The sequence below is a fragment of the Empedobacter sp. GD03797 genome, assembly GCF_029842105.1.
Taxonomy (GTDB): domain Bacteria; phylum Bacteroidota; class Bacteroidia; order Flavobacteriales; family Weeksellaceae; genus Empedobacter; species Empedobacter falsenii_C.
This window is the reverse complement of the sequence record NZ_JAOCFS010000003.1, coordinates 159704-184846: the sequence shown is the minus strand read 5'-3', so window position 1 is coordinate 184846 and position 25143 is coordinate 159704. Positions and strand designations below refer to the sequence as shown.

The following is a 25143-nucleotide window of genomic DNA, read 5'->3' as shown; positions in this document are numbered from 1 at the left end:
ATTTATTGGCTAAAATATTTTAATAAAAAGATTCAAAATTGTAAGAATGTAAACTAATCAAAAAATTTCAAAAGTGTGTCCTTTTCTAAATCAACTTCCTTAAAAAATTGATTTGGTTTTAGTTTTGTGATTGATTTGAAATCTTTGATAAAATGTGATTGATCGTAATAATCATTCGATGACAATTCAGTTAAATTTTTACTTTCTTTTTTATTGAGTAAAGAATTTCTGAATCGATATACTTTTCTATATTCAGAAGGAGATTTCCCTAAATGTTTCTTGAAAATTCGATTCAAATATTGCCTTGAAATTGAATATTTAGTTGAAATATCTTCGATTTTAATTTCATTTTCAACATCTCTAATTATATTTTCCATAAAAGATAAATCAACTTCTATCAACTTTGAAATCAAATATTTTTCTAATCCAATTGCCTTTTCATTCATCGTTAAATCAAATAATTTGGCAGAAAACTCTGTTATATCTTCAAACAAATTATAATCAATTAATGTCTTTTTACTTTCTGAATTAAAATCAGTTACATCAAAATGAAATATTCCTAATGGTTTAAAACAAATCGTGATTTCGTCGAACAAATGTGTATAAAAAATTCTCATCGGCTTCGAATAACTCAAAACCAAAGAACCAATAATTGTATTATCGTTAGATGAACTAAGAAAAATATTCTCTTTTTCCTCTTTCACAATGGTATTTTTATTGATTGTATAAAAGATATTATTATTCGGAAATGTCTCATATTCTACACTTCCAGATTGTTTATCCTCTTGTATAAAATAATACCCATCTACATATTTCTGCAAAATTTTATTTTTCGGCTTGTAATATTCAATATTCATAATAGAAAGTCCGTAATCTCTTTAAATGTAAAGGTAATTTGAAACATTAAAAAAATCCTTAAAACTCATTTAAAGGATTTTTTGTATATCTAAAATTGAATTTATTTTTCTATTTCTTTCAAGTTTTCCATTTTCTTTGTTGCAAGAAAACCTTTGATATCTTCGAAATGTTCTTTGACACGTTTGTTCCCAAATTCGAAAACTTTTTCTGCCAACCCATCTAAGAAATCACGATCGTGGGAAACTAAAATTACCGTTCCTTCAAATTCTTTCAATGCATCTTTTATAATATCTTTTGTTTTCATGTCCAAGTGATTTGTTGGCTCATCTAAAATCAAGACATTATAAGGCTCCAACAGTAATTTTACCATTGCCAAACGTGTTTTTTCTCCACCAGAAAGCACTTTTACTTTCTTATCGATATCATCACCTTTGAACATAAATGCGCCTAAAATACTTTTGATTTGCGTTCTGATATCACCTTCAGCAATTCGGTCTACAGTTTCGAAAATAGTTAAATCTTCATCTAGTAAAGCGGCTTGATTTTGAGCGAAATATCCGATTTGGGCATTATGACCGATTTCTAATTTTCCATCGAAATCAATTTCATTCATAATTGCTTTAATCATTGTTGATTTTCCTTCACCATTTTTTCCAACCAACGCTACTTTTTGTCCTCGCTCGATGACCATATTCGCATCTTTAAACACAATATGATCGCCATATGATTTATCTAAATTTTCGACTACAACAGGATATTGTCCAGAACGTGCTGCTGCTGGAAACTTCAATTTCAAAGCTGAAGTATCAACTTCATCAACTTCGATAATATCTAACTTTTCTAACATTCGAACGCGCGATTGAACTTGTTCAGTTTTAGAGAAAGTTCCACGAAAACGTTCGATAAATAATTTATTTTCAGCAATGAATTTTTGTTGCTCATCATAGGCTTTTTGCTGATGAATTCTACGATCTTGACGCAACACTAAATAGTCAGAATATTTGGCTTTGTAATCATAAATTCGTCCCATTGTCACTTCAATAGTACGATTCGTAATATTATCGACAAATGTACGGTCGTGCGAAATCACCATAACAGCTTTGGCTTGATTTTTCAAGAAATCTTCTAACCATTGAATTGATTCGATATCCAAGTGGTTTGTTGGCTCATCTAATAAAATTAAATCTGGTTTACGTAAAAGAATTTTAGCCAATTCGATTCGCATACGCCAACCTCCCGAAAACTCAGAAGTTGATCGATCCAAATCTTCTTGCGCAAATCCCATTCCTTTCAAAACCTTTTCCACTTCGGCTTCGTAATTCACTTCTTCTATCGAATAAAACTTTTCACTAACTTCTGAAACACGCTCGATTAGCTTCATATAATCATCACTTTCATAATCAGTTCGTACAGTTAATTGCTCATTTAATTCATCAATTTCATTTTTCATTGATAAATATTCGGCAAAAGCTTTTGACGTTTCTTCACGAACAGTACAATTATCTTCTGTCAACAAATGTTGTGGCAAATAAGCAATTACCGCATCTTTTGGTGCTGAAATATTTCCCAAAGAAGGTTTATTGATTCCTGCAACAATCTTAAGTAAAGTAGATTTTCCTGCACCATTTTTACCCATTAAGGCAATTTTGTCATTTTCGTTTATCACAAAACTAACTCCACTAAACAACGTTGAAGAACCGAATTGAACGGCAATATCATTAACTGTAATCATAAATTTTATCGAATAATTGCGGCAAAGATAATCGAATGAGAAAGATTAATTATTATCAATAGGATTTAGAATCGTATTATTTTACCACTGAATCGATTAAATTGTATATTTATCTAAACATTAATACTCATTATGAATAAATTTTACATTTTAATTATAAGTTTAATCTCTGCAAGCAATGTTATTGCACAAGAAAAAAAATCGGATTTTGATAAATTTAAGGCAAATGCTGTTAAAAATAGTTGCGAATGTTTTCATAAAATAGAACAAAACCAATTATATAATCGAAAAGAGCTTTATGACAAAATCAAATCTTGTATTGATGAAGAAGTGCTGGCTTTTCAGATGATTGATAAATTAAGTGCTATTCCAATTGAAACAAACGAGAAAAAGAAAAAGGATAAAAAAGAAATCAAAATTAATATTGATACAAACGAAAAAAGTGGAGAATATCTAAAATATTACAGAGCAATCGAGTCAGATTTATTCGATAATTGCGATAATTTTAGAGATATTATCGCTTCAAGTGAAATTGGATTAGAAAATGAAATTCCTTCTGAAAATAGAAAAGCTTTGGATTATTATTCTGAAGGTTTGAAAGCTGTAAAGGAAAGTAATTGGAAATCTGCAGCAGAATTTTTTGCAAATGCGGTTAAAGAAGATCCGAAGTTTTATTATGCGTGGGATAATCTTGGGGTAAATTTGAGAAGATTGGAACGATATGATGAGGCAATAGAAGCTTATCAAAAATCTTTGCAAATCAATCCTTATGGCGCTATGCCATTACAAAATATTGCAGTGGCTTATATACATCAAAAAAATTATACTGCGGCAATAGAAGCCTATGAAAAGTTTGCAGATATTTATCCAAACAATCCTGAAACTTTTTACGGTTTAGGTCATTTGTATATCGTTGATCTTAAAGAATATGAAAAAGGGTTAGATTACATGTGCAAAGCTTATAATAAATACATTGAGAATAATTCGCCATACAGATCGGATGCAGAAACGGTAATTTCGGTTGCATATCAAGCGATGAAAAAGAATAATCAAGAAGAAAAATTTATGGAAATTTTGAAAAAAAATAATATTCACATTGGAGAATAATAAAAAAAGCTCGAGATAATCTCGAGCTTTTATATGTTGGAAAGAATTTATTAAACTGTTAAATCTTCACCAATTTCTAATAAAATCAATTGAATATGGCGCGAAAAGAAAATAGATTTTGCTTCTGCTTTATCAATTTTAATTGGCGGAAATGTATCGTAATGATAACCCAAAACCTTAGTTGCTTGTACATATTCTGCCGCAATAGAAGCACTTTTTGCACCCATCGTAAAGTTATCTCCGATTGGTAAAATTGCTAAATCAAGTTGTCCAATTGTATCTGGGATCAACTTCATTTCATAGGTTAAAGCTGTATCTCCAGCGATGTAAACACGTTTTCCTTCGCTTTCGATAATGTAACCATTCGGATCTCCTCCATACGTTCCATCAGCAAATGAACTCGAATGAAATGCAATCGTCGATTGAATCGAACCAAAATCAAAACTAAATTTACCGCCCGTATTCATTCCGTGTGCTTTCAAACCTCTTTCCGAATAATAAGAAGCAATTTCTGCATTCGAAATAATCAAAGCTCCTGTACGTTTTGCCAATTCTTCCACATCATACACATGATCTTGATGCGCATGAGTAATGACAATATAATCTGCTTTTAAAGTTTCAAAATCGATATTTTTTGCTAATTCATTTGGTGTAATAAATGGATCAACAACAATGTGTTTGCCGTTTGCTTCAATCGCAAGCGAGGCATGTCCTAAGTATTGAATTTTCATTATATATTTTTTTGTGATTAACGAATTAAAGTATCAATAAAATCGAAACCGATTAAGCTATATCCCAACAATACAGCGAAAAATAGAGCTAACATTGCTACTTGTTTCAAGAATGGATCGAAATCTTTTGGATCTTTTACTGCAAAAATTTGACGACGAATGGCGTTTGCAAAAAAGATTAAAATTAAAAATACAAAACCAGATAATTTACCTTGTTTAAGTGGTGACATCGTTACATATAATGCGCTTAATGCGAACGGAATCGTCATTAAAGCTATTTGATAATATTTACTTTTTTGAAAACCTAATTTTGATGCAACCGTAATTTTATTGTTTTTGACATCATTTTTCACATCTCGCATATTGTTCAAATTTAACACTGCTACACTCCAACATCCCATCGAAGCTGCAGGTAATAAAATTTGCCATTGAAAAACTTTAGAATATAAAAATTCTCCACCTGCAACTGCTAAAATTCCAAAGAATAAGAACACAAAAATATCTCCTAAACCAATATATCCGTATGGTTTTTTACCCATTGTATAAGCCATTGCTGCAAAAATAGACGCAACACCCAAACCAAGAAAAATGTAAATGTATTTCATATCATTTGGATAAAAAGATACATACAACAATGCTACAACGCAAGCTAAAGAAATCGCAACCATAATTCCGATGGCAACTTTCATTTGGTTTTGTGTAATCAGTCCAGATGCAACAGCACGCTGTTCTCCTACTCTATTTGCGTCTGTTCCTTTTACCGCATCGCCATAATCGTTCGCGAAATTTGATAAAATTTGGAAAGCCAAAGTTGTTAAAAGTGATAAGAAAAATATATCATTTCGAAAGATTCCTTCTGATTTTGCAATAAATCCAGCCAATAATAATCCACTCAAAGAAAGTGGTAATGTGCGAAGCCTTGCGGCTAATATCCATTTTTTCATACTGAACAAAGATAATGAAGATTTTACTTTTTTTATCATCGAAAATTGAAGTAATATTGCATAGAATTTATCTATTTCAACTACTAAAATGCCTCGTAAAAAGAAAACACAACAATCTATTTTTAATACATTAAAAAAAATCAAACTTTCGACTTATGTAATTAGTTTGCTGATTTTGTGCGTTGTTTATTTTGCGTATCGTTATCGCCATGGTATTCATTACTATTTTTCGGTTGTAGAAAAATCGTTGAAAGGCGAAAAATTGGTTGATGATAAAGTCACAAAATTTGATATCCGAAATATTGAGGTGATGGATAAATATTATCTCAAAACTTTTGGTGTTGATGTTTCGCATTATCAAGGAAAAATTGATTGGACGAAAATGCATACGATTTACAATTTGTATCCGATAAATTTTGCTTTTATCCGTTCTACAATGGGAACTTCGTCTATTGATGAGACTTTTGAGGATAATTGGGAAGGTGCAAAAGAAAATAATATTTTACGTGGTGCTTATCATTTTTATCGTCCAGACGAAAATTCGACTTTACAAGCACAAAATTTTATCACAAAAGTAAAATTAGAAAATGGTGATTTGCCTCCAGTTTTGGATATTGAAACTTTACCAAAAACGCAATCTATGGATCGTTTGGTAGAAGGAATCAAGAATTGGTGTAAAATTGTTGAGGAGCATTACGATATCAAACCGATTATTTATACGTCAGACAAATATTTCGAAGATTATTTACAAAACCATTTTGATGGTTACATTATTTGGATTGCCAATTACAATTTTTGGGTGCAAGAAATGAAAGGTCATTGGGATTTTTGGCAATTTACCGAAAAAGCAACCATAGATGGCGTAAAACGTTATAAAGTTGATGTGAATATCTACAACGGAACCATTGATGATTTGGAAGGATTGACGCTTTAATTCTTTGGATAAAATTTCTTAAAATCTACATGATAAGCACTATCCCAATTTATTTTAGAAAAATCTTCGGAAGTATTATTGAATTTCGCATCGGCTACCAAACGTTCGCGAGTTGAAATTGGACGATATTGATATCCGAAATCTGTGTTAACTAAATATTCTCTTAATTTTTGAAGTTCTTTATTTTTAATTGAATCTTTATTTACGCCTAAAACAATTGTTACTCTTTTATCAGATTTTACAATATCATTTTCTAAATTCTTTACCAAATCTAATATTGATTTATCATTTAATTTTACCAAATCTTTCTTAGTCACTTTAAATAACTCCGTTATTTTTTTATCATTAGAATTCTGTAACGCTTCAGTTCCACAGATTTTATCGTAAGGAAACTTATTATAATAAAAATATGTAACTGAATCGTTGTAAAAAATAAATTGATAATCAGAAAAAGAGATAAAGATCAACTCAGGTTTTACAGAATCCTCTTCAAATTTTTTTTCTAAATCTTTCTCGTACTTTCTATAAGAAAACGAAGAATCTGCATTCATTCCCATTGACAAAATCTTTTGATCAATCGAATCTTGACGCAATTTATCGCGTTCATCTTGCGATAATTCTCGCTTACAACTCAACAAACCAAATCCTAAAAGTAAAAAGTAAACAATAGATTTCATTGATAATTATTTTCTTAAAGATAACAAAAAGGCGAATCGCTTGATTCGCTTTTCTTTATTTTATAATAATTAAACTTTTAGTTCTCTGGATAAAATTTCTTATAATCTTCGTGATAAGCACTATCCCAATTTATTTTAGAAAAATCTTCGGAAGTATTTTTAAACTTCTCATTGGCTACCAAACGTTCGCGCGTTGAAAGTGGACGAAAAACATATCTAAAATCAGTATTGATCAAATATTTTCTTAATTTTTGAAGCTCTTTGCTTTTAATTGAATCTTTATTTATTCCTATAATAATAGATTTTGAAATTCTTTTATCTTTTTCAGTTTTCTGTTCTATTCTTTTAATAAAATCAATTATTGTATCTGATTTTATTAGAATTAGATCCTTCTTTTTAACTTTAAATTCTTCATAAATTTCTTTATTCCGTTCAGCTTGAAAAGAAGGAGTTCCACAAAAATCATCATAAGGAAACTCATTATTATAATAGTAGATTAAAGTATCATTATAAAATATAAATTGATCTTCGGCAAAATCAAAAGGAGGTTCTGGTATTAAAGAATCTTTACTATAATAATCATTTAAAGCTTTGTTATACTTTCTATAAGAAAACGAAGAATCTGCATTCATTCCCATTGCTAAAATCTTTTGATGAATAGAATCTTGATACAATTTATCGCGTTCATCTTGCGATAATTCTCGCTTACAACTCAACAAAACAAATCCTAAAAGTAAAAAGTAAACAATAGATTTCATTGATAATTATTTTCTTAAAGATAACAAAAAAACGAATCGTTTGATTCGCTTTCCTTTATTTTAAAACCTTTATTTCTTTCAATCTTAATATTTTATTCTAAGGTTACTTTTCTAATTGGTTTGATGAAAAAAGCGATAAAAATTACAGTTAAAATTGTCATTGTTCCTCCAAAAATAATTCCAGGAACTAATCCTAAAAATGTTGCAGCAATTCCACTTTCTAAAGCTCCTAATTCGTTAGAAGAACTCACAAATATTGAATTAACAGATGAAACACGACCTTTCAAATTTTCGGGCGTTTTGATTTGTAAAATACTTTGACGAATTACCATCGAAATTGCATCAAAAGCTCCTCCAAACATCAAAATCACAAAACATAAATACAGATTTTGACTAAATCCGAAAGAGATAATACAAACTCCAAACATTGCGACTGCTCCCAATAATTTTGGTCCAACATTTCCTTTCAATAAACTTGGAATCATCGACAAGAAAAACATCATGATAATAGATCCAATTCCGTGTGCTGAACGTAATAAACCAAAAGCTTCAGAACCTTGATTCAATACTTTTTCTACGAAAGCTGGCAGCAACGATTCTGCTCCACCAAAGAAAACTGCGAACATATCCAAACTCAAAACGGCTAAAATAATTGGCGTTTCCCAAATAAATCTCAAGCCTTCTTTGATACGTGTCATTGGCGATTCTGTCGATTCAGATTCAGATATTTCTGCTGGTTTTTTAGAGATCAACAATATCATCACCATCGAAATACACATAATTGTAAAAGCAGTTATCAAAGCGGCTTCAATACCAAATTTTGCTAAAATAACTCCTCCTGCCAAAGGTCCTAAAACAGATCCAATCATAAATGCAGACGAAGAAACTGGAATTGCTTTTGTGTAATTTTCTTTGCGGACAACTAAGGCTAAAAGTGCAAATAAAGCTGGTCCACTAAAAGATCTTGTCAATCCTAAAATGAAAAAAGCAAAATAACAAATTCCCAAATAAACAGGAATTCCGATTGCTTGACGAACTGATGGAAAATTAACAATCATCAATACAAAAGAAGCGGTCATAAAACAACCAATACTTCGAACCAAAATCATTCGTTTATCCAATTTATCAACCAATTGTCCAGCGTAAAAAGCAGTTAAAAGAATTGGTAAAAACTCGGCTAAACCAATTAATCCAAGAAAAATTTCTTTCTGAGTGACTTTAAAAATTTCGTACGCAACAGATGTGCTCTGAATGAATAAAGCAAAGATTAAGGAAAACCTTAAAAATATGAATGGAATAAATTCTTTATTTTTCCAAACGGATGGAATTTTCTCCTCTGATGTCATTTTGAATTTGAATTTTAAGTTTTTAAATGTACATTGATTTTATTCAAAACCCACTTGATTTGAGTTAATAAATTTGTATAAAATCAAAAAAAATCTTCGCGTATTTCTACCGAAGATTTTTGAAAGTTTATGATGTATTTTATTGTTTAATTTAAGCGAATTCTAAATGTTTTTTCTCCTCTAATTGAAGACGATATTCATAAATATCCTCAATTGTCAAAACTGTCATTTCATGTTTTTCTGCAAAATCTATAATTTGCGGAACTTTCGCCATTGTACCATCAACATTTGTCAATTCGCACAAAACTGCTTCATTTCCCAAACCTGCCAATTTTACAATATCGATACTTCCTTCTGTATGTCCACGTCGCTCCATAACGCCTTTTGGACGAGCAATTAAAGGAAAAACATGTCCAGGACGATTAAGATCAGTCGGTTTTGCTTGAGGATGAATTGCCGTTTTTATCGTTTGTACACGATCTGCAGCAGAAACACCAGTTGTTACACCTTCTTTTGCTTCGATTGTAACTGTAAATGCTGTATGAAAGCGTGAATTGTTGTTCTCAACCATCGGATTTAACTCCAATTCATTGGCTTTTTCTTGTGAAATACACAGACAAACAATTCCGCTACACTCGCGAATCATCAAAGCCATATCTGGTGCTGTAATGGTGGAAGCAGGAAAAATGATATCACCTTCGTTTTCGCGGTTTTCATCATCAATTAATAAAATTCCTTTTCCGTTTTGTAGATCTTTAATTGCATTTGCAATTCTTTCGTTGGCTGTTGAGCCAAATTGTGTGATTGTTTTCATTTGATTTTTGTTTTTATCATGAAACATCACTTCAGGGCGAAACACATTGTTAAGTAATAAGTTCAAAGTTGTGAGTCATGAGTTTTTTACTCAGAACTTAAAACCAATAACTCAAAACTTTTAATTGTGTTCAATTTTCTTCTCTCATCCAGACTATACTGTCGGTTTTGGAGTTTCACCAAATCAGTCCCATAACAAAGTTAAAGGAGTCGCGGACTATAACCGCCGGTAAGGAATTTCGCCTTGCCCCGAAGAAAATTTCGTTTGTTAATACTAATTTTTTATTTGAAAAATTACCATAAACTTTTGCGAACAAAGTTACAAAACCAAAATGAGTTATTTATAATGAATAAAGATTATTTTGTTTACTATCAATTAAAACCATATCTTTATTAAAACACTAATTGAATGAAAAACAAAGTATTAAATGCAATTCTAAAATTCAGTTATTACACTTTATGCGGATATTTAGTTGGATTATTAATTTCTTATATCTCACCAACTGGAACAAGCCAAAACGCACCAACTACGTGTTTATTTGGGTCGATTTCATTTCTATTTTTTAAAGATTATTTGATTCCATATTATAGAAGTCAGATTCAACAAAAATAGATTTACAAATATTTCTCAACAATCGGTTTGATTTGATTTGCGATAAATTGATATCCTTTTTCATTTGGATGAATACCATCTTTTGAGAGAAATTCTTCTTTAGTTGAATTGAAACGAGAGAAAATATCAATAAATTCTATTTGATTTTGAAGCGCTAAATCTTTTATTTTTTGATTGAATAATTCAATTTTTTGAGTTGTACGGAATTTACGTTCAGGTACTTTTATTCCATCAACCGTTTTAGAAATTGGTAAAATACTTATGACATAAATGTTAGGTGTAAATTCTTTTGCTTGAGAAATTATTTCAAAAAGATTAGATTCAAAATTAGCGAGTGAAACCAATTCTACATCATTTTTTTCAGCTAAATCATTTGCGCCATAAAAAAAGAAAATTAGATTTTCGTCAGGAGAAAGGCGCGCTTTTGTCTCAACTTCAAATCGATTCATCAAACCTTCTGTTGTCTCACCTCCTATTCCGAGATTAAAACAATTGACTTCATTTGCGTTGTTGTTATAAAATTCTGCATGACAATAACGTTTCAAAATTTCTACATAACCTCCCAAAATTCCGTCATATTCGCCGTAGGTAATACTATCACCAAAAAATAAGCAGTTTGTCATCATCACTAAAACAATACTTTATCCTCTTTTCTCAACTCTTCTAAATAAGCAGCTTTTTCGTCGCGATAAAATAAATTCATTGTTTCGAATGGAATTAATTTCAAATCTTTGTTGACGATATGTACGCAAGATTTTTTGACAGCGCGAACATCAAAATCATGTGCATCCATAAAATTCATAATGATTATTCGGAACAAATTATCGTAATCTAAATCCAATTCGGGCGCACAAACTTCTGGTAAACAACAAAGTAATTGATTCACTTTTGGTTGTACTTTATCAACCGAAATTCCTGTACTAAAAATGTCTAATAATTGTACTTTCAATTGTTCATCTTGTTCGTATACAATTGTATTTTTCGATTCGTTATTCAACAAATCCGCAGGATTAATATAACGTGTAAGCGGAATTACTTCATCATTTAATTTCAGCATATAACCCATTGCCAAAGCATCTGGATTACACGGAACTGGAATAATATCATCTGAATTAAAAAGTGGATATTGATCAATAATTTCTTGACGAACTTCTGTCAATGTAATTTTTTCGTGAGCCGAATCATCTCTATTTCTTCCCGCAATTTCAACAGGTTGAAACGTCACGCCACGTACACATTTTTGTTTGAGCGCAAAATCAATAATCTTCCCAATTTCATCAATATTTTTATCTTTTTGCAACACAACAACCAAAGTTGTAGAAAGATTTAATTCATTCAATTTTTCTAAAGCTTTCATTCGAACATCTGTCAAATCTTTTCCTCGAAAATCTTCTAAAACTTCTTTTTTGAACGAATCAAATTGTAAATAAACTTCAAATTCGGGCGCATAAGTTGCTAATTTTTCGGCAAAACCAGGATCATTTGCAATTCTAATTCCGTTTGTATTCAACATCAAATGTTTAATCGGTTTTGATTTGGCAATTTCCATAATCTCAAAAAACTGCGGATGAATCGTCGGCTCACCGCCACTAATTTGCACCACATCTGGCTCGCCTTCATTTTTTACAATTGTATCGAACATCGCTTCAATCTGCTCCAAGCTACGATGAGAACCATAATGAGGCGATGACATAGCATAACAAGTTGGACATGTCAAATTGCATCGATCCGTCACCTCAACAATTGATAAACACGAATGTTGCTCGTGATCTACACACAAACCGCAATCGTACGGGCAACCATATTCTACATCCGTCCCAAAATGCAAAGGCATTTCAGAAGCTTTGTTATAATTTCTGATGTTTTTGTAATAATCGACATCTGTTGCAATTTTAGTTTTGAAGAAACCATGATCTGGACAACGTTTTGTCATAAAAACATTTTCGTCTTCAATAATAATTTTTGCACCAACTCGTTTCAAACATTCTGGGCAAAGACTTATTGTATAATCGTAATAGGTGTAATTTCTAACTGGCATAGTATGAGTTTTAAGTACTTAAAATCCATCAAAAATGAGATAGATTAAAGCTATAAATAATAAAAACAATCCTATAAGTGATCCAAAAAATAATATCACTAATCGTTGTATATTAATTTTCTTTTGAATTGATTGATAAATTAAACTAATAAGAGCAATAAGACTTGCTCCAATAAATGCTACAAATAATAAAAACATAACAATATCATCTGTATGAATAAATTGTTGCGCAAAAATAACTGCTAACATTGGCTAAGATTTACATTGAACCACAAACCATTCCCGAAATAATAAGTATTATCAAAGCACACATTCCGAAAACCATTAAATAATATTTTGTTTCTTTTTTATGTCCAGAAATTGAGTTAATAATTAGTGAAATTAATGTACCAACAGCACCACCAATAATCGCAATCACTAACAAAATCGCAATGATAATATAAATAAAATCACTTCCAAGACCGCCTTCTGCAAAAATAACTGCGTAGATCATTTTATGTATTTAGGTTTAGTTTGTAATAACTTAAAGATATAATAAATTATGACACAAACGCATGTTAATTGTATAGAACTTAAACCTAAAAATAATGGATGAATTGGTTTGATAAAATCTAAACAAAAACGAAATAAAAAATAAGCCAACATAAAGACTTGAAATAGATATCCGGAAGGATAAATATATTTTTTCTGAATAATCTTCAAAACTATCCAAAGCAAAAGAAGGTAAACAATTTCGTACAACGCAACGGGATGACGCATCAATCCATCGCCTAAATTCATTCCAAAAATTGAAGTTGTTTCTATACCATACGTTTGTTCGTAAACACCTGTTAAAAAGCAACCAATTCGACCAATTATCATTGCTAAAATTAATGGAAAAACAATCAAATCGCCCGTACTTTCTTTATGTTTAATTATTTTTTTGGTTAACTCAACACCGATTAAACCAAAGGTTAATCCGCCTATGATTGTATTACTCGTCCAAAAATAAAGAAAGGGATTTTTTGCCTCTAAAAAAGCTTGTAGATTTTCTAATGTTCCAATTATTTTAGACCCCAAAAGTGCTCCAATTAAAGCGCCAATAATAATCCCGAAAGATTGAATTGTAGACAAACTTGATTTGTTGCGTTTTCTTAGAAATGCATAATAACGCATCGCAATAAAAATTCCGACCGATTCGAGAATAGGATGAATTAAGACCGAATGTCCAAAAATTTCGATGGATACAGGAAAATCTATTGTCACAGATTAATTAGGTTTTGAGTAAATGTAATTGATTTTATAGAAATAAAAAAAGCGATGTTAAACATCGCTTTTAGTTTATATTTTGAAAATTTTCTTATCTAAATTTAGAAAAATCTCTCGGACGTTTTTCTAAGAACGCATTACGACCTTCTACAGCCTCTTCTGTTCCATATGCAAAACGCGTAGTTTCACCAGCAAAAATTTGTTGTCCAACTAAACCATCGTCCACTAAATTGAAAGCAAATTTCAACATTTTAATTGCTGTTGGCGATTTTGTTAAAATCTCTTGTGCCCAATCAAAAGCAACTTGTTCTAACTCATCATGCGGAACAACTAAATTTACCATTCCCATATCGTAAGCCTCTTGTGCAGAGTAATTCAATCCTAAGAAAAAGATTTCACGCGCACGTTTTTGACCAACCTGTTTCGCCAAATAAGCCGAACCGTAACCACCATCAAAAGAAGCTACATCAGCATCAGTTTGTTTGAAAATTGCGTGCTCTTTAGAAGCCAACGTCATATCACAAACCACGTGCAAAGAATGTCCTCCGCCTACTGCCCAACCGTTTACCACAGCCACAACAACTTTAGTCGAAAAACGAATCAAACGCTGAACTTCTAAAATATTCAAACGTCCAACACCATCTTGTCCTTCATAACCTTTTGCTCCACGAACGCGTTGATCTCCTCCTGAACAGAAAGCCCAACCACCGTCTTTTACAGATGGTCCTTCTCCTGTTAATAAAATTACACCAACTTCACGATCTTCTTCTGCTAATTGAAAAGCATCTAATAATTCGAAAACAGTTTTCGGACGAAATGCATTACGAACTTCAGGACGATTAAATGCAATACGCATTACACCATCACATTTCTTGAACGTGATATCTTCGTATTCCTTTACCGTTTGCCAATTGATTGTTGCCATTATATATTTTGTTTTTTGATTAAAAATTTAACTTTTCGAAATTAAGGCTTTTCTATTAATTAAGAATAAAGTTAATAAAACTATAGGTTATTTTTTAATTTGATTTCACCAACAACTCTCCTATTGTTTTTGACTTCAGCTCTGTTTCTCTCCATTCATTTTCAGGAATAGAATCAGGCATTATACCTCCTCCAACATATAAATTGACTTTATTAGAAAAGATTTTCGCACATCGAAGATTCACAAAATACTCTGATTCTGTTTTATTTTGAAAGCCCATAAAACCAGCATAAAAAGTACGATCATATCCTTCATTTTTTAAGATAAAATCTTTTGAAAGATCTTTTGGCATTCCTCCTACAGCAGGTGTTGGATGCAAGGCTTTCAACAAATCATATAGCTGCGATTTGTCTTTTAATTGAGCTGAAATAAATGATTTCAAATGTTCAAAAAAGCCAGCATTTACAGAAAATGGACCATCAACATCGATATAAGATGTATAAGGTTCTAAAGTTGACGAAATATAATCGGTTACCACTTCTTGTTCGTAATATTCTTTTTCCGTCCATTCATCTTCTTTTGCTTTTGTTCCAGCCAAAGAAACAGTTTGTATAAATTGGTTATTTTCTTTCAATAAAAGCTCTGGCGAAGCTCCAATCCAACAACCTTCTTCTATATCAAATCGCAAATACACATAGGCATTTGGATAATGTTGATGTAAATTTTTGAAAGTTTCAACCAAATTAATATTCGTTTCTGAAAGTGAATTGATTCGACTAATTACAATTTTTTTAGTTGGTGAATCACTTTGTAATTCTTGAACTGTTTTTTGAATTAAATCAATATAATTTTCATACGAAATCGCTTCATTTTGATCAGATTCTGGTAAAGAAAGATCGAAATTTGGTAATTCATCAATCGAAATTTCTATAACCTCACCGTCATTAAATTCAACCAATTTTGTATTATCGAAACTATTACAAATAAACTTGTTAGCCGATTCTAAACTTTTATTTTCCCACAACTCCACTTGTGTAGAATTTGGTTTTCTAAAAAGTAGAAATGGTTTTTGATTCTGAATTAATCTTTCAAGTTTATCTTGAAATTTTTTAAACATGTTTTTTAGAAATAATGGCGTTTGTTAAATGTGTATAACAGATTAATTTATCGTTTTCATCTTTGATTTCAATCTTAATCAAATGCGAAGTGCGACCTTGTTTTACAACTGTTGCATGCCCAAAAATTATTCCTTCCTTCTTTGGACGAAGATGATTTGCGTCAACATGTTGACCAACCGCCACAAAATCATCCGAATTTAGAATAATATTAGACAATGTGCTTCCCAACGTTTCTGCCAAAACGATAGAAGCGCCGCCGTGCAACAAACCAAAAGGCTGATGAACTTTAGGCGTTACAGGCATTTTTCCTGATAAAAAATCTTCTCCAACTGCCGTAAATTCTATATCTAAAGTTTCAAGTAATGTATTTTTCGACATTTCGTTGAATTTCTGTAAAATATCTTGTTCGTTCATGATTTAATGTATTTTTGGGTTATAAAGTGCTGGATGTTTCGCCGTAACATCTTTGTAAAAATCTTGAATTTCATCCATCACATCTTCTAAAGTTCTGTTTTCTGTATCCACAATTTTTGAAATTCCAGCTCGTTTTTTCTTGAAATCACAATAAGCCAAAACAATCGGAACATCTGCTTTTTGAGCGATATAGAAAAATCCATTTTTCCATTTTTCTGCACGAGAACGTGTTCCTTCTGGTGTATTGATTAAATATAATTTATCTGATTTTTTTAAAATATCCGAAGCAAAATCAACCATATTATGTCGTTGAGAACGATCAATTCCGATTCCGCCCATTTTCTTAATAAAATATCCATACCAAGGCTTTGTCCAAGCATCTTTGATAAACATTTTCATTGGAATTCCCATTTGCCAAAAAGCCAAAATAGTGTAGTAAAAATCCCAATTGGAAGTGTGCGGAGCGCAGACCAAAACGCATTTATCTACTTTCGATAAATCGAGATGATTATCTAATTTCCAACCTCCTAATGAGTACAAAAGTTTACCTAAAATTTTTTTCATAAAATGATGCTTTATGCATTTGCAAACATACAAAACTCGAAACGGATATTAGCGAATGTAACCAAAAATAAAAAGAGACATTCCGAAATGAAATGTCTCTTTTTGAATATTATTAATTAAAATACTTCTTAAGTCTATGCAAAGAAATCAACGATTATTTGAATGATTTCTGTAGTTAATGTTAATAGAATCTGTATCATCTTTATAGTGTATTTCTTGGTTTGATTTTTCTTTTTTGTTTTCAGTTCTTGGTAAATTTAGTCCTACTGAACCGTCTTTACTTTCGACACGAATACCATTTTTATCAATTCTAACTCTCGCCGAATCGTTTCCGTCATTTACATTTATGTTTAGATCCTCTGAATCAAGATTGATATCGTCCTCAGAATCTGAATCTTTTTGACAATTCAAACATACGAATTTTTTTCCATTATATCCAAAATAATTGTTATTCACATCGTTAATATAATCTGTATCATATTGTCCAGAACGCAGATTTACTGAGTTAGATTTTTTAACAAATACTACTTTATTTTTAGGAACATAAATTTTGATATCAACTGTTTGCTCTCTAAACTTACCATCTTTAGGAATTTTAACGAAATTATCTAAATTTAACTTGTTTCCATTCAATTGATAATTGTATTTAATCGACTCTAAATTACGCTTCGCTTCTTCCTTGCTTCCTCCTTTTGATGAGTAACGAATTTCTAAATGAATGTTATTATCATTGCTTTCTTCGATATCAAAAGTTTTATAAATCGGAATAACTAAATTTCCATTTTCATCAATCAATTGTTCTAATTTATTAAAACCGCTGTATTTGTAATTACCGTCTTCGTTATTTACAAATTGAATTTGAAGTGTATCTGATGGAATATTTAAAATTTTATCCTCAGTCATTTCAACATTACTTCTAAATTTACTTGCTGTACTTACCGAAATTCCAATGATTGCAAATAATGCAACAAACCAAAGAGCGATTGATCCAAAGATAACTGCTTTGCTTACTTTAACTTTATTCCAGAAACATTTTACACCTAAAATTGTCAATAAAACACCTGGAATTACCATTAATATTCCTCCAAATATTTTGGCTGCCATACTCATCCATTCTTCTTCAACAAGGTAACCGAATAATTCTGTTGGCATTTCTGTCCAAGTTGTAAAGAAGAAAAAGAATCCTCCAATGATTAATCCAATTCCTGAACTTAAAATGATAAATCCGATGAACCAAAGTAAAATTCGACCAAAAACGCCAAAGGCTCCACCTAATTTATTACTTAATTCTTTGCTTCCGCTTACTACAGCTTCACTGGCTTGTTCTACGTTTTTTTTTAATGTATCAATGTTTGCTGGTTGTCCGTACATCTGTAACTTCTCTGATGTAGTTTTTGCTTTTGGAACAAAAATTAACAAGATAAAGTAGCAAAACAAAACCAATAAAAATGATACACCAGCTGTGAAAATTCCTAAAATTCCCAGAACTAACCAAATAGAACGTACAAACCAAGGATCTACACCTATGTAATGCGCCAAACCAGAGGACAATCCTGTTACAATTGTATCATCTGGATCGCGGTACAAACGTTTCGCACCAGTTTGTTGTCCTCCATACGATTGATTATTTGACGAATAATTGTACGATGAATTTGTAGACGTTTTTTCGTTCTCTTCATCTTCTTCAACTTTGTATTGATCTGGATGTCCCATCGTAGCAATTACAAAATTGATATCATCTTCGTTTACGACTTCTCTAAATTTTAATCGCTCACGAAATAATTCAGAAATACGGATTTCTACATCTTCAATAATATCTTCTACACCTTCCGTTCCTCTCAACGAAGTTTTTACATCTTGTAAATAGGTCTTTAATTTATTATAGGCGATTTCGTCTAACACGAAAGAAAATCCTCCTATACTTATTGATACTGTTTTATCCATTTTTGTGCGTTTCTGTGGTTACTTTATTCACGGCTTCAATTAACTGTTCCCAAGTTTCAGCTAATTCTTTTAAAAAATTTTCACCTAACTCTGTAAGTGCATAATATTTGCGAGGTGGTCCTGACGTTGATTCTTCCCAGCGATACTGTAAAAGGTCATCATTTTTAAGTCTTGTCAAAAGCGGATATAATGTTCCTTCAACAACAATCATCTCTGCTTTTTTCAATTCGTCTATGATATCAGATGCATACGCATCTCCTTTTTTGATAATGCTGAGAATACAATATTCCAGTACACCTTTTCGCATCTGAACTTTTGTTTTCTCTATATTCATAAGAACGGCTTGTTTTATTTTGTTATACAAATATATATAAAAGTTTTAGTATTATGTAAAACAAAGTACTGAATTATTTTTAGTATTATAAATAAAAAACACAACAATCGGTCTGTTTATCAAGGTTGTTGAATTAATATTTTTTAAAAGTTTTTTAAGAATCTTTTAAAATCGATATTTTTTTGATGAAAAAGAGCCTTATTTTATTTTGAAAATTATTAACTATCATTTAAAAATCACCTTCAAAAATCACTCATTCTACTTGAATTAGTTTTATTACCTTTGTCAAAAATCGAGCTCACACAATGAAAAAAATTATAGGAAGTGCAATGCTTTTAGGTGCATTTTTAGCTTCAGAAAGTGCTTTAGCTTGGGGATTAACAGGTCACCGAGTGGTTTCTCAGATTGCAGAACAACACATTAGCAAGAAAACTCGTAAAGAAATTACAAAAATTATTGGTCCACAAAAGTTAGCTTATTGGGCAAACTGGCCAGATTTTATCAAGTCTGATGATTCTTGGAAACATGCAGATTCTTATCACTATGTTAACATTCCTGGAGATTTAAATCGTCAACAATTTGATGCTGCTTTAGAGCAAACTTCAGATGAAAACATGTACAAAAAAGGTTTGTTTTTAATGAATGAATTAAAAAACAATAAAAACCTTACAATCGAGCAAAAACAACACGATTTATATTTCTTGATTCACATTCTTGGAGATGCACATCAACCACTTCACGTTGGTCGTCCAGATGATTTGGGAGGAAATCGTATCAAAGTTGAATGGTTCCGTGATAAAGTAAATATCCACACCGTTTGGGATTCTAAATTGGTAGATTACGAAAACTATTCGTACACAGAATATTCTAATTTATTGGATATTGCGTCAAAAGAACGTCAAAAAGCAATGAAAGAAGGGACTTATGCTGATTGGATTTATGGTTCGTACATTCTTGCAAACAATATCTATGCAGGAGTAAAAATGGACGATAAATTAGGTTATCGTTACCATTTTGATAATAAATTTATCATCGAAGATCAACTGTTAAAAGGAGGAATTCGTTTAGCAAAAGTTTTAGACGATGTATTCAAATAAAATAGATTTTTAGATCATTCTAAAATAAATTCAAATCCTGAAAAGTCAATTTTTCAGGATTTTTTATGCGTTAAATTTAATACTTCGGACTTTTTGACATTAAGCAAACTACAAAACAAGTCATTTTGTCCGGTAAAATCATTTTGCATGTAATTTGAAAAGAAGTAAGCATGAACAATGAAATCAAAAATTTAAACATACAAGACATGAATACAGTTAGAAAAAACAGAGCAAATTATTTTCCTTTTGGATTTGAAAATGCAATGCGTCCAAAATTTGAAACTTTTGTAAATTCTCAAAATCAATTTCCAGCAGTAAATATCAAAGAAAACGAAGATAGTTTCGAGATTTTATTAGCTGCACCAGGTTTAAACAAAGAAGACTTTTCAATTGAAATTGATGAAAATATTTTGAAAATTTCATCAGAATTTAAACAAAATGAAGAAGTAAAAGATGAAAAATTTTCGAGAAGAGAATTTAATTTTTCAAGTTTCAAAAGAGCATTTACATTGCCAGAAACCATAAACGAAGACAAAATAGAAGCTTCTTATGTAAACGGAATTTTACAATTAGTTTTACCTAAAAAAGAAGAAGCTTTACCAAAAGAAAAACGTAGCATACAAATTTCATAGATATAGTTAATTTTAGTTGGTTATTAAATCCTCAATTCTTCGGAGTTGAGGATTTTTGTTTAAATCAAATTTATAATTTTATCATTTCCTCAAAAACAATGTTCAAAAAAGTAACTATTTTATCGAAAACGGAATGAAAAAGTTCTTAACAAAAACACTTAATAATTTTTAGAAAAAAGTGCTTTTTAGTGAAAATTATTAAAAACTAATCTTTTACATTTACAAAAGACTAAAATTCAACTATGCACAAAAACATTTTATCTACAATAACTTATGTTGTAAAAACACGTTTTTGCACAAGCTCAAAAGAATTTCAAATAACTGAATTTAATTCGGATAATGGATTAAAAAACAGGTTGGATGCTTTTAGTTTTCTTGAAAATTACATCGAAATTATTTCAAATGAAGGTTTGCTACAAATTGAAAGTAATTTTATTCAACCAAAAGCAATTGATCGAATAAATACTGAAATCAATTATCCTAACGGAAATAATTACAAACGTTTAAAACTAGTTAATCAAGAAGCTATTTTTATCACTCCAAATGAAACTATTTTTCCTTACGGAATTAGTTTGTCTTTTGTTTTAAATGAAGATTTCGATACTTTAAAAAAAGACAACGAATATGAAATTTATTCTTTAAAAAATTTTGAACAAATTAATTATTCTGAACAACTTAATCATTTAATAATCGAATATAAATTACTGAAAAACTTAGGTTTTGAAGAACAAATAGATGCAATAAAATTAAATAAATATCTATTCTCAAATTTTGATATTGAAGATAATCATTTTGAAATTTTAGACACACCTTTTTTGTGGAATAACCCAACAAGACAATTTTTTATAAATAATATTTCGAACCGCGAATTTATTCTAGATTGTCTTTACGATCATCTTTTTCATTATCAAGATTTTGATTATGTTCAGTTTTTAGAAAAGAATTGTCCGAAAGAAATTGAAAAAAATATTTATGCAATGCTGCATGGTCAGGGAGGTTTATTATTTGTTGGTTATCATCCAGAAAATTTAACCGAAAGTATTATGAGCGATATCGAATTAATTAATTATTACAATTTACTTGATGCAAATTTTTCTCAGGACGAATATTTGTATAAAAATATTAATTTACAAATATTTAGTTTCAATGATTTTCCTGTTTTAGCAATTACGGTTTTTCCATTAAATGAAGAATCAAAAAAGAGTCATGCGTATAACCCTGATAAAATATTTGTACTGCAAAATAATCGATTCATTAAGATGAAAGATAATTAAAAAACAATATTATATTTTCAAAAAAACACAAATACATGAAAGACATCTACGGATGTCTTTTTTTATTTCACAAAATATTCTATTTTAGACCTAATTTGTAAAATTTATCACACGAAATTACTTTAGTTATGAAATTGATTAACACATTAACCTACTCTACAATCGTATTATCGTCTATTGCAGTGCATGCGCAAGCACAAGAGAAATTAGATCCAACTGTACAAAGTTTTGTAACCGAAATTCAAAATAATTCGCAGTTGAAGAAAATTTCGCACGAATTATTAGATGGAATCGGACCTCGTTTAGTAGGAACTCCGCAAATGGATCAAGCAGGAGAATGGGCAATTAAAACGTTGAAATCTTGGGGAATTGATGCACGCCGTGAAGATTATGGAACATGGAAAGCATGGGAGCGCGGAATAACGCATGTTGATATGACGTATCCAAGAGCAAAATCTATCGAAGCTACGCAATTAGCATGGTCACCATCAACTAAAAAAGCTGTGAATGCAGATGCTATTGCAATGCCAGTTTTCAAAACAAAAGCCGAATTTGATGCGTGGTTACCTTCTGTAAAAGGAAAAGTTGTTTTGATGTCTCAAAACCAATCATATGGACGTTCTGATTATCAATACAAAGATTTTGGTTTAGAGGATTTGTATAAAAAAGTTACTGAAACAAGAAAAGCTGAAGCTGAAGCTTGGGCAAATTCTATCAAAGTAACAGGTTACAACAACAATACACTTCCAGAAGTTTTTGAGAAAAATGGAGCTGCAGCAGTTGCAATTTCTTATTGGACAGGAATTATGGGTGCAAATAGAATTTTTGGTGCAAAAACGAAAACGATCCCAATGTTAGATATTTCTAATGAAGATTACGGAATGTTATATCGTTTAGCTGAAAATGGAACTGCTCCGAAATTGACTGTTAATGCACAATCTAAACACAATGGAGTTGCGAAAACATTCAATATTATTGGAGAAATTAAAGGAAAAGAAAAACCAAACGAGTACATTATTCTTTCTGCTCACTTCGATTCTTGGGATGGTGCGCAAGGTGCGACAGACAACGGAACTGGTACTATCACAATGATGGAAACGATTCGTACAATCAAAAAATTATATCCAAATAACAAACGTACAATTTTGATTTGTTTATGGGGAAGTGAAGAACAAGGATTGAATGGTTCTCGTGCTTTTGTAGAAGATCATCCAGAAATTATTAAAAACACTCAAGCTGTATTTAATCAAGATAATGGAACTGGACGTGTAGTAAACATCAACGGTTCTGGATACGAAAAATCATACGAATATATGACGCGTTGGTTACAAGCTGTTCCTAATTTTATTACGAAAGAAATCAAGACAGATTTCCCTGGAATGCCAAGTGGTGGAGGTTCGGATCATGCATCTTTTATCGCTGCAGGAGCGCCAGCTTTCGGACTTAGTTCGTTAAATTGGGGTTACGGTACGTATACTTGGCACACAAACAAAGATACGTATGATAAAATCGTTTTTGAAGAAGTACAAACAAATGCAATTTTGAGTGCAACTTTAACGATGATGGCAGATCAAGAAAAAGATTTAGTAAGTCGTGAGCGCCGTGTTTTACCTACTGGTAGAGATGGAAAACAGCAAGAATGGCCAGAGGTTAAAAGCCCTGCAAGAAATTCTGATGCTTACATGAAATAAGATATTTTTCAAAATAAAAAGTCCACTGAAAGTGGACTTTTTTGATTTTACTCTAAATTTATTCTTTTGTTTTAAACTCTATTTTATATTCTTCTTCTATAAAAGGATAACCATCTAATGATCTAGTCGAACGATTAGTGATATAAAAATCATATAAAGTATTTTCTTGTAAATTAACCGTTTCTAATATTAAAATTGTCTTATCAGCATTTAATCCAACAATTTTATTTAATGGAAAATGGTCCTTACCATTTTTAGAAAAATTGATTGAAACTTTATCATTCAAAGGCTTTGAGAAAACAATTTGTATTTGCTTTAATGTTGTATCAACATTTTGCGCTCCATTTTCAAACTCAATAATTTTTACTATGCGAGGTTGATTCTTTTCATAGTTTGATTTCAATTCTTCTATATTCAGTACTTCTGAATAATATTTTGATTGATTTAATACTTCAAATACAGCTTTTTCATCTTCATAATTCAGTTCAATCAAGTCTTTTATCGCCTGTTTCTTATTCTTCGAATTCGCATAATAATTCTTAGAAATTGCATAACCTACAAAATATCCCAAATCAGGATGTTCGTTTGTTTCGCTATTATAAAACCAATTTTGAAAATTTTGACTGAATAGTTGATTTTTGAATTGATTTCTTACTAAATCATAATTCTTAAAACCATAATCTAAATAATGTGAATTATACTTTTCTTTAAGAGCTAATTCTGCTATAAAATCTGCCGAACCTTCTTTTACAGCTTTCGCAAGCACATTTACTTCACTACCTTTCTGAAAAGTATGGATAAACTCGTGTACACTTACAAAACCTAACAACGAAGGATTAGAAAACTGAAACATATTCTGTAAAGTCTTATTCTCAAATTCAGATGTATTAGTTGTTTTATCTCCAACGACTTTCTCTAAGCCTACAATTAAATCCTCTCCATTTGGCATTCCTCCAGAACGTAAAGCTCCAATTGTATAATAAATATTTCCTTTCGATTCGTTAGGATAAAGTTTTCTAAATTCTTTTAGAGCTTTCTTCGTTTTTTGAATTTGTTCACTTGAAACAAGTGTATTTTTTCGAATACTTTTCCAAAATTCAGGATATTTCTCAAAAGCTGTTACATAATTAGTTTCATTAAAATCTTTGTTTTTCGCAAAATCTTTCAATCCTATTGTACCATTATCTAAATACATTTTTTTAAACGTTGAAGCTTTTTCATTACTCATTTTATTGATACTATCATAAGCGTTCCAAAAATTATCAATATCAGTTGTAATAATTTGTTGAGCATTTATCTTTATCGATAAAACAATCAACAAAGTTAATTTTAGTAATTTATTCATGTAGTG

General features: G+C 30.7%; 27 protein-coding genes and 1 riboswitch. Of the genes, 7 read left to right on the top strand and 20 right to left on the bottom strand.

Translation table 11 applies throughout. The annotated features are described in order from the left end of the window. Window positions 1-53: 53 nt before the first annotated feature. Window positions 54-821: an AraC family transcriptional regulator gene (locus N5D90_RS04260; protein ID WP_160279576.1), complete on the bottom strand. Its 768-nt coding sequence runs from the start codon at window positions 819-821 to the stop codon at window positions 54-56. Between the two features lie 137 nt (window positions 822-958). Then, a complete protein-coding gene (locus N5D90_RS04255) occupies window positions 959-2590 on the bottom strand; it encodes an ABC-F family ATP-binding cassette domain-containing protein (protein ID WP_280061680.1) in 1632 nt (543 codons plus the stop codon). Between the two features lie 132 nt (window positions 2591-2722). On the opposite strand from N5D90_RS04255, the gene N5D90_RS04250 reads away from it, so the two are divergent. Beyond that, window positions 2723-3697 (top strand): tetratricopeptide repeat protein, encoded by a 975-nt coding sequence (locus tag N5D90_RS04250; protein WP_280049774.1) that lies wholly within the window; start codon window positions 2723-2725, stop codon window positions 3695-3697. 50 nt (window positions 3698-3747) lie between these two features. Here the strand turns inward: N5D90_RS04250 and N5D90_RS04245 are convergent, their stop codons facing one another. Then, window positions 3748-4428: a metal-dependent hydrolase gene (locus tag N5D90_RS04245; protein WP_280061679.1), complete on the bottom strand. Its 681-nt coding sequence runs from the start codon at window positions 4426-4428 to the stop codon at window positions 3748-3750. Window positions 4429-4445: 17 nt separating this feature from the next. Further along, a complete protein-coding gene (gene menA, locus N5D90_RS04240) occupies window positions 4446-5372 on the bottom strand; it encodes a 1,4-dihydroxy-2-naphthoate octaprenyltransferase (RefSeq protein WP_280061678.1) in 927 nt (308 codons plus the stop codon). 88 nt (window positions 5373-5460) lie between these two features. On the opposite strand from menA, the gene N5D90_RS04235 reads away from it, so the two are divergent. Beyond that, the gene (locus tag N5D90_RS04235) at window positions 5461-6306 is read left to right on the top strand and encodes a glycoside hydrolase family 25 protein (RefSeq protein WP_280061677.1); all 846 of its coding nucleotides are present in this window, start codon (window positions 5461-5463) and stop codon (window positions 6304-6306) included. On the opposite strand, the gene N5D90_RS04230 is transcribed toward N5D90_RS04235, so the two are convergent. The 4 genes from N5D90_RS04230 to ribB form a co-directional block, all read right to left on the bottom strand. Next, a complete protein-coding gene (locus tag N5D90_RS04230) occupies window positions 6303-6983 on the bottom strand; it encodes a hypothetical protein (RefSeq protein ID WP_280061676.1) in 681 nt (226 codons plus the stop codon). The genes N5D90_RS04235 and N5D90_RS04230 overlap by 4 nt on opposite strands. A gap of 77 nt (window positions 6984-7060) precedes the next feature. Continuing rightward, window positions 7061-7741 (bottom strand): hypothetical protein, encoded by a 681-nt coding sequence (locus N5D90_RS04225; protein WP_280061675.1) that lies wholly within the window; start codon window positions 7739-7741, stop codon window positions 7061-7063. 92 nt (window positions 7742-7833) lie between these two features. Next, window positions 7834-9087, bottom strand: coding sequence for an MFS transporter (locus N5D90_RS04220; protein ID WP_280061674.1), 1254 nt, complete (start codon window positions 9085-9087; stop codon window positions 7834-7836). A gap of 151 nt (window positions 9088-9238) precedes the next feature. Further along, window positions 9239-9901, bottom strand: coding sequence for a 3,4-dihydroxy-2-butanone-4-phosphate synthase (ribB, locus tag N5D90_RS04215; RefSeq protein ID WP_280061673.1), 663 nt, complete (start codon window positions 9899-9901; stop codon window positions 9239-9241). Between the two features lie 132 nt (window positions 9902-10033). Continuing rightward, window positions 10034-10161, bottom strand: a riboswitch (FMN riboswitch). A 148-nt stretch (window positions 10162-10309) separates the two neighbouring features. Here ribB and N5D90_RS04210 point away from each other — a divergent pair. Further along, window positions 10310-10513, top strand: a complete 204-nt coding sequence (locus N5D90_RS04210; RefSeq protein ID WP_280061672.1) for a hypothetical protein — start codon at window positions 10310-10312, stop codon at window positions 10511-10513. 2 nt (window positions 10514-10515) lie between these two features. Here the strand turns inward: N5D90_RS04210 and N5D90_RS04205 are convergent, their stop codons facing one another. The 11 genes from N5D90_RS04205 to N5D90_RS04155 form a co-directional block, all read right to left on the bottom strand. Beyond that, window positions 10516-11139, bottom strand: coding sequence for an SGNH/GDSL hydrolase family protein (locus tag N5D90_RS04205; protein WP_280061671.1), 624 nt, complete (start codon window positions 11137-11139; stop codon window positions 10516-10518). Window positions 11140-11141: 2 nt separating this feature from the next. Beyond that, window positions 11142-12551 carry a radical SAM protein gene (locus tag N5D90_RS04200; RefSeq protein WP_038332229.1) on the bottom strand — a complete coding sequence of 470 codons (1410 nt, stop codon included), beginning with the start codon at window positions 12549-12551 and terminating at the stop codon, window positions 11142-11144. 18 nt (window positions 12552-12569) lie between these two features. Beyond that, window positions 12570-12800: a hypothetical protein gene (locus tag N5D90_RS04195; protein ID WP_280061670.1), complete on the bottom strand. Its 231-nt coding sequence runs from the start codon at window positions 12798-12800 to the stop codon at window positions 12570-12572. Between the two features lie 10 nt (window positions 12801-12810). Then, complete coding sequence (locus tag N5D90_RS04190; protein WP_038332233.1) at window positions 12811-13044, bottom strand: hypothetical protein; 234 nt, start codon at window positions 13042-13044, stop codon at window positions 12811-12813. Then, window positions 13041-13796: a prolipoprotein diacylglyceryl transferase gene (locus N5D90_RS04185; RefSeq protein WP_280061669.1), complete on the bottom strand. Its 756-nt coding sequence runs from the start codon at window positions 13794-13796 to the stop codon at window positions 13041-13043. Before N5D90_RS04185 ends, N5D90_RS04190 begins: the two co-directional genes overlap by 4 nt. 94 nt (window positions 13797-13890) lie before the next feature. Further along, entirely contained in the window at window positions 13891-14724 is an 834-nt protein-coding gene (locus N5D90_RS04180; RefSeq protein ID WP_280061668.1) for a 1,4-dihydroxy-2-naphthoyl-CoA synthase, read from the bottom strand. A 94-nt stretch (window positions 14725-14818) separates the two neighbouring features. Beyond that, window positions 14819-15841: an isochorismate synthase gene (locus tag N5D90_RS04175; RefSeq protein WP_280061667.1), complete on the bottom strand. Its 1023-nt coding sequence runs from the start codon at window positions 15839-15841 to the stop codon at window positions 14819-14821. Further along, window positions 15834-16256, bottom strand: a complete 423-nt coding sequence (locus N5D90_RS04170) for a hotdog fold thioesterase (RefSeq protein WP_280061666.1) — start codon at window positions 16254-16256, stop codon at window positions 15834-15836. Before N5D90_RS04170 ends, N5D90_RS04175 begins: the two co-directional genes overlap by 8 nt. 3 nt (window positions 16257-16259) lie before the next feature. Continuing rightward, the gene (locus N5D90_RS04165) at window positions 16260-16820 is read right to left on the bottom strand and encodes a 1-acyl-sn-glycerol-3-phosphate acyltransferase (protein ID WP_038332240.1); all 561 of its coding nucleotides are present in this window, start codon (window positions 16818-16820) and stop codon (window positions 16260-16262) included. Window positions 16821-16967: 147 nt separating this feature from the next. After that, a complete protein-coding gene (locus tag N5D90_RS04160) occupies window positions 16968-18764 on the bottom strand; it encodes a PspC domain-containing protein (protein ID WP_038332241.1) in 1797 nt (598 codons plus the stop codon). Next, window positions 18757-19098: a PadR family transcriptional regulator gene (locus N5D90_RS04155; protein WP_038332243.1), complete on the bottom strand. Its 342-nt coding sequence runs from the start codon at window positions 19096-19098 to the stop codon at window positions 18757-18759. Before N5D90_RS04155 ends, N5D90_RS04160 begins: the two co-directional genes overlap by 8 nt. Before the next feature lie 305 nt (window positions 19099-19403). Between N5D90_RS04155 and N5D90_RS04150 the strand changes: the two genes are divergently transcribed. From N5D90_RS04150 to N5D90_RS04135, 4 genes are all read left to right on the top strand, one after another. Further along, a complete protein-coding gene (locus N5D90_RS04150) occupies window positions 19404-20195 on the top strand; it encodes a S1/P1 nuclease (RefSeq protein WP_038332246.1) in 792 nt (263 codons plus the stop codon). 170 nt (window positions 20196-20365) lie between these two features. Next, the gene (locus N5D90_RS04145) at window positions 20366-20827 is read left to right on the top strand and encodes an Hsp20/alpha crystallin family protein (RefSeq protein WP_114999694.1); all 462 of its coding nucleotides are present in this window, start codon (window positions 20366-20368) and stop codon (window positions 20825-20827) included. A gap of 242 nt (window positions 20828-21069) precedes the next feature. Continuing rightward, on the top strand, window positions 21070-22101 hold the full coding sequence (locus tag N5D90_RS04140; RefSeq protein WP_280061665.1) for a hypothetical protein: 1032 nt from the start codon (window positions 21070-21072) through the stop codon (window positions 22099-22101). A 128-nt stretch (window positions 22102-22229) separates the two neighbouring features. Beyond that, window positions 22230-23792, top strand: coding sequence for a M20/M25/M40 family metallo-hydrolase (locus N5D90_RS04135; RefSeq protein ID WP_280061664.1), 1563 nt, complete (start codon window positions 22230-22232; stop codon window positions 23790-23792). Between the two features lie 58 nt (window positions 23793-23850). On the opposite strand, the gene N5D90_RS04130 is transcribed toward N5D90_RS04135, so the two are convergent. Continuing rightward, the gene (locus N5D90_RS04130) at window positions 23851-25137 is read right to left on the bottom strand and encodes an Ig-like domain-containing protein (RefSeq protein WP_280061663.1); all 1287 of its coding nucleotides are present in this window, start codon (window positions 25135-25137) and stop codon (window positions 23851-23853) included. Between the last annotated feature and the right edge of the window lie 6 nt (window positions 25138-25143).

What these genes read in the sequence shown, in the direction of transcription:
- N5D90_RS04255 (WP_280061680.1), bottom strand. Translation starts at nt 2,590, where the DNA reads ATGATTACAGTTAATGATATTGCCGTTCAATTCGGTTCTTCAACGTTG.
- N5D90_RS04250 (WP_280049774.1), top strand. Translation starts at nt 2,723, where the DNA reads ATGAATAAATTTTACATTTTAATTATAAGTTTAATCTCTGCAAGCAAT.
- N5D90_RS04245 (WP_280061679.1), bottom strand. Translation starts at nt 4,428, where the DNA reads ATGAAAATTCAATACTTAGGACATGCCTCGCTTGCGATTGAAGCAAAC.
- menA (WP_280061678.1), bottom strand. Translation starts at nt 5,372, where the DNA reads ATGAAAAAATGGATATTAGCCGCAAGGCTTCGCACATTACCACTTTCT.
- N5D90_RS04235 (WP_280061677.1), top strand. Translation starts at nt 5,461, where the DNA reads ATGCCTCGTAAAAAGAAAACACAACAATCTATTTTTAATACATTAAAA.
- N5D90_RS04230 (WP_280061676.1), bottom strand. Translation starts at nt 6,983, where the DNA reads ATGAAATCTATTGTTTACTTTTTACTTTTAGGATTTGGTTTGTTGAGT.
- N5D90_RS04225 (WP_280061675.1), bottom strand. Translation starts at nt 7,741, where the DNA reads ATGAAATCTATTGTTTACTTTTTACTTTTAGGATTTGTTTTGTTGAGT.
- N5D90_RS04220 (WP_280061674.1), bottom strand. Translation starts at nt 9,087, where the DNA reads ATGACATCAGAGGAGAAAATTCCATCCGTTTGGAAAAATAAAGAATTT.
- ribB (WP_280061673.1), bottom strand. Translation starts at nt 9,901, where the DNA reads ATGAAAACAATCACACAATTTGGCTCAACAGCCAACGAAAGAATTGCA.
- N5D90_RS04210 (WP_280061672.1), top strand. Translation starts at nt 10,310, where the DNA reads ATGAAAAACAAAGTATTAAATGCAATTCTAAAATTCAGTTATTACACT.
- N5D90_RS04205 (WP_280061671.1), bottom strand. Translation starts at nt 11,139, where the DNA reads ATGATGACAAACTGCTTATTTTTTGGTGATAGTATTACCTACGGCGAA.
- N5D90_RS04200 (WP_038332229.1), bottom strand. Translation starts at nt 12,551, where the DNA reads ATGCCAGTTAGAAATTACACCTATTACGATTATACAATAAGTCTTTGC.
- N5D90_RS04195 (WP_280061670.1), bottom strand. Translation starts at nt 12,800, where the DNA reads ATGTTAGCAGTTATTTTTGCGCAACAATTTATTCATACAGATGATATT.
- N5D90_RS04190 (WP_038332233.1), bottom strand. Translation starts at nt 13,044, where the DNA reads ATGATCTACGCAGTTATTTTTGCAGAAGGCGGTCTTGGAAGTGATTTT.
- N5D90_RS04180 (WP_280061668.1), bottom strand. Translation starts at nt 14,724, where the DNA reads ATGGCAACAATCAATTGGCAAACGGTAAAGGAATACGAAGATATCACG.
- N5D90_RS04175 (WP_280061667.1), bottom strand. Translation starts at nt 15,841, where the DNA reads ATGTTTAAAAAATTTCAAGATAAACTTGAAAGATTAATTCAGAATCAA.
- N5D90_RS04170 (WP_280061666.1), bottom strand. Translation starts at nt 16,256, where the DNA reads ATGAACGAACAAGATATTTTACAGAAATTCAACGAAATGTCGAAAAAT.
- N5D90_RS04165 (WP_038332240.1), bottom strand. Translation starts at nt 16,820, where the DNA reads ATGAAAAAAATTTTAGGTAAACTTTTGTACTCATTAGGAGGTTGGAAA.
- N5D90_RS04160 (WP_038332241.1), bottom strand. Translation starts at nt 18,764, where the DNA reads ATGGATAAAACAGTATCAATAAGTATAGGAGGATTTTCTTTCGTGTTA.
- N5D90_RS04155 (WP_038332243.1), bottom strand. Translation starts at nt 19,098, where the DNA reads ATGAATATAGAGAAAACAAAAGTTCAGATGCGAAAAGGTGTACTGGAA.
- N5D90_RS04150 (WP_038332246.1), top strand. Translation starts at nt 19,404, where the DNA reads ATGAAAAAAATTATAGGAAGTGCAATGCTTTTAGGTGCATTTTTAGCT.
- N5D90_RS04145 (WP_114999694.1), top strand. Translation starts at nt 20,366, where the DNA reads ATGAACAATGAAATCAAAAATTTAAACATACAAGACATGAATACAGTT.
- N5D90_RS04140 (WP_280061665.1), top strand. Translation starts at nt 21,070, where the DNA reads ATGCACAAAAACATTTTATCTACAATAACTTATGTTGTAAAAACACGT.
- N5D90_RS04135 (WP_280061664.1), top strand. Translation starts at nt 22,230, where the DNA reads ATGAAATTGATTAACACATTAACCTACTCTACAATCGTATTATCGTCT.
- N5D90_RS04130 (WP_280061663.1), bottom strand. Translation starts at nt 25,137, where the DNA reads ATGAATAAATTACTAAAATTAACTTTGTTGATTGTTTTATCGATAAAG.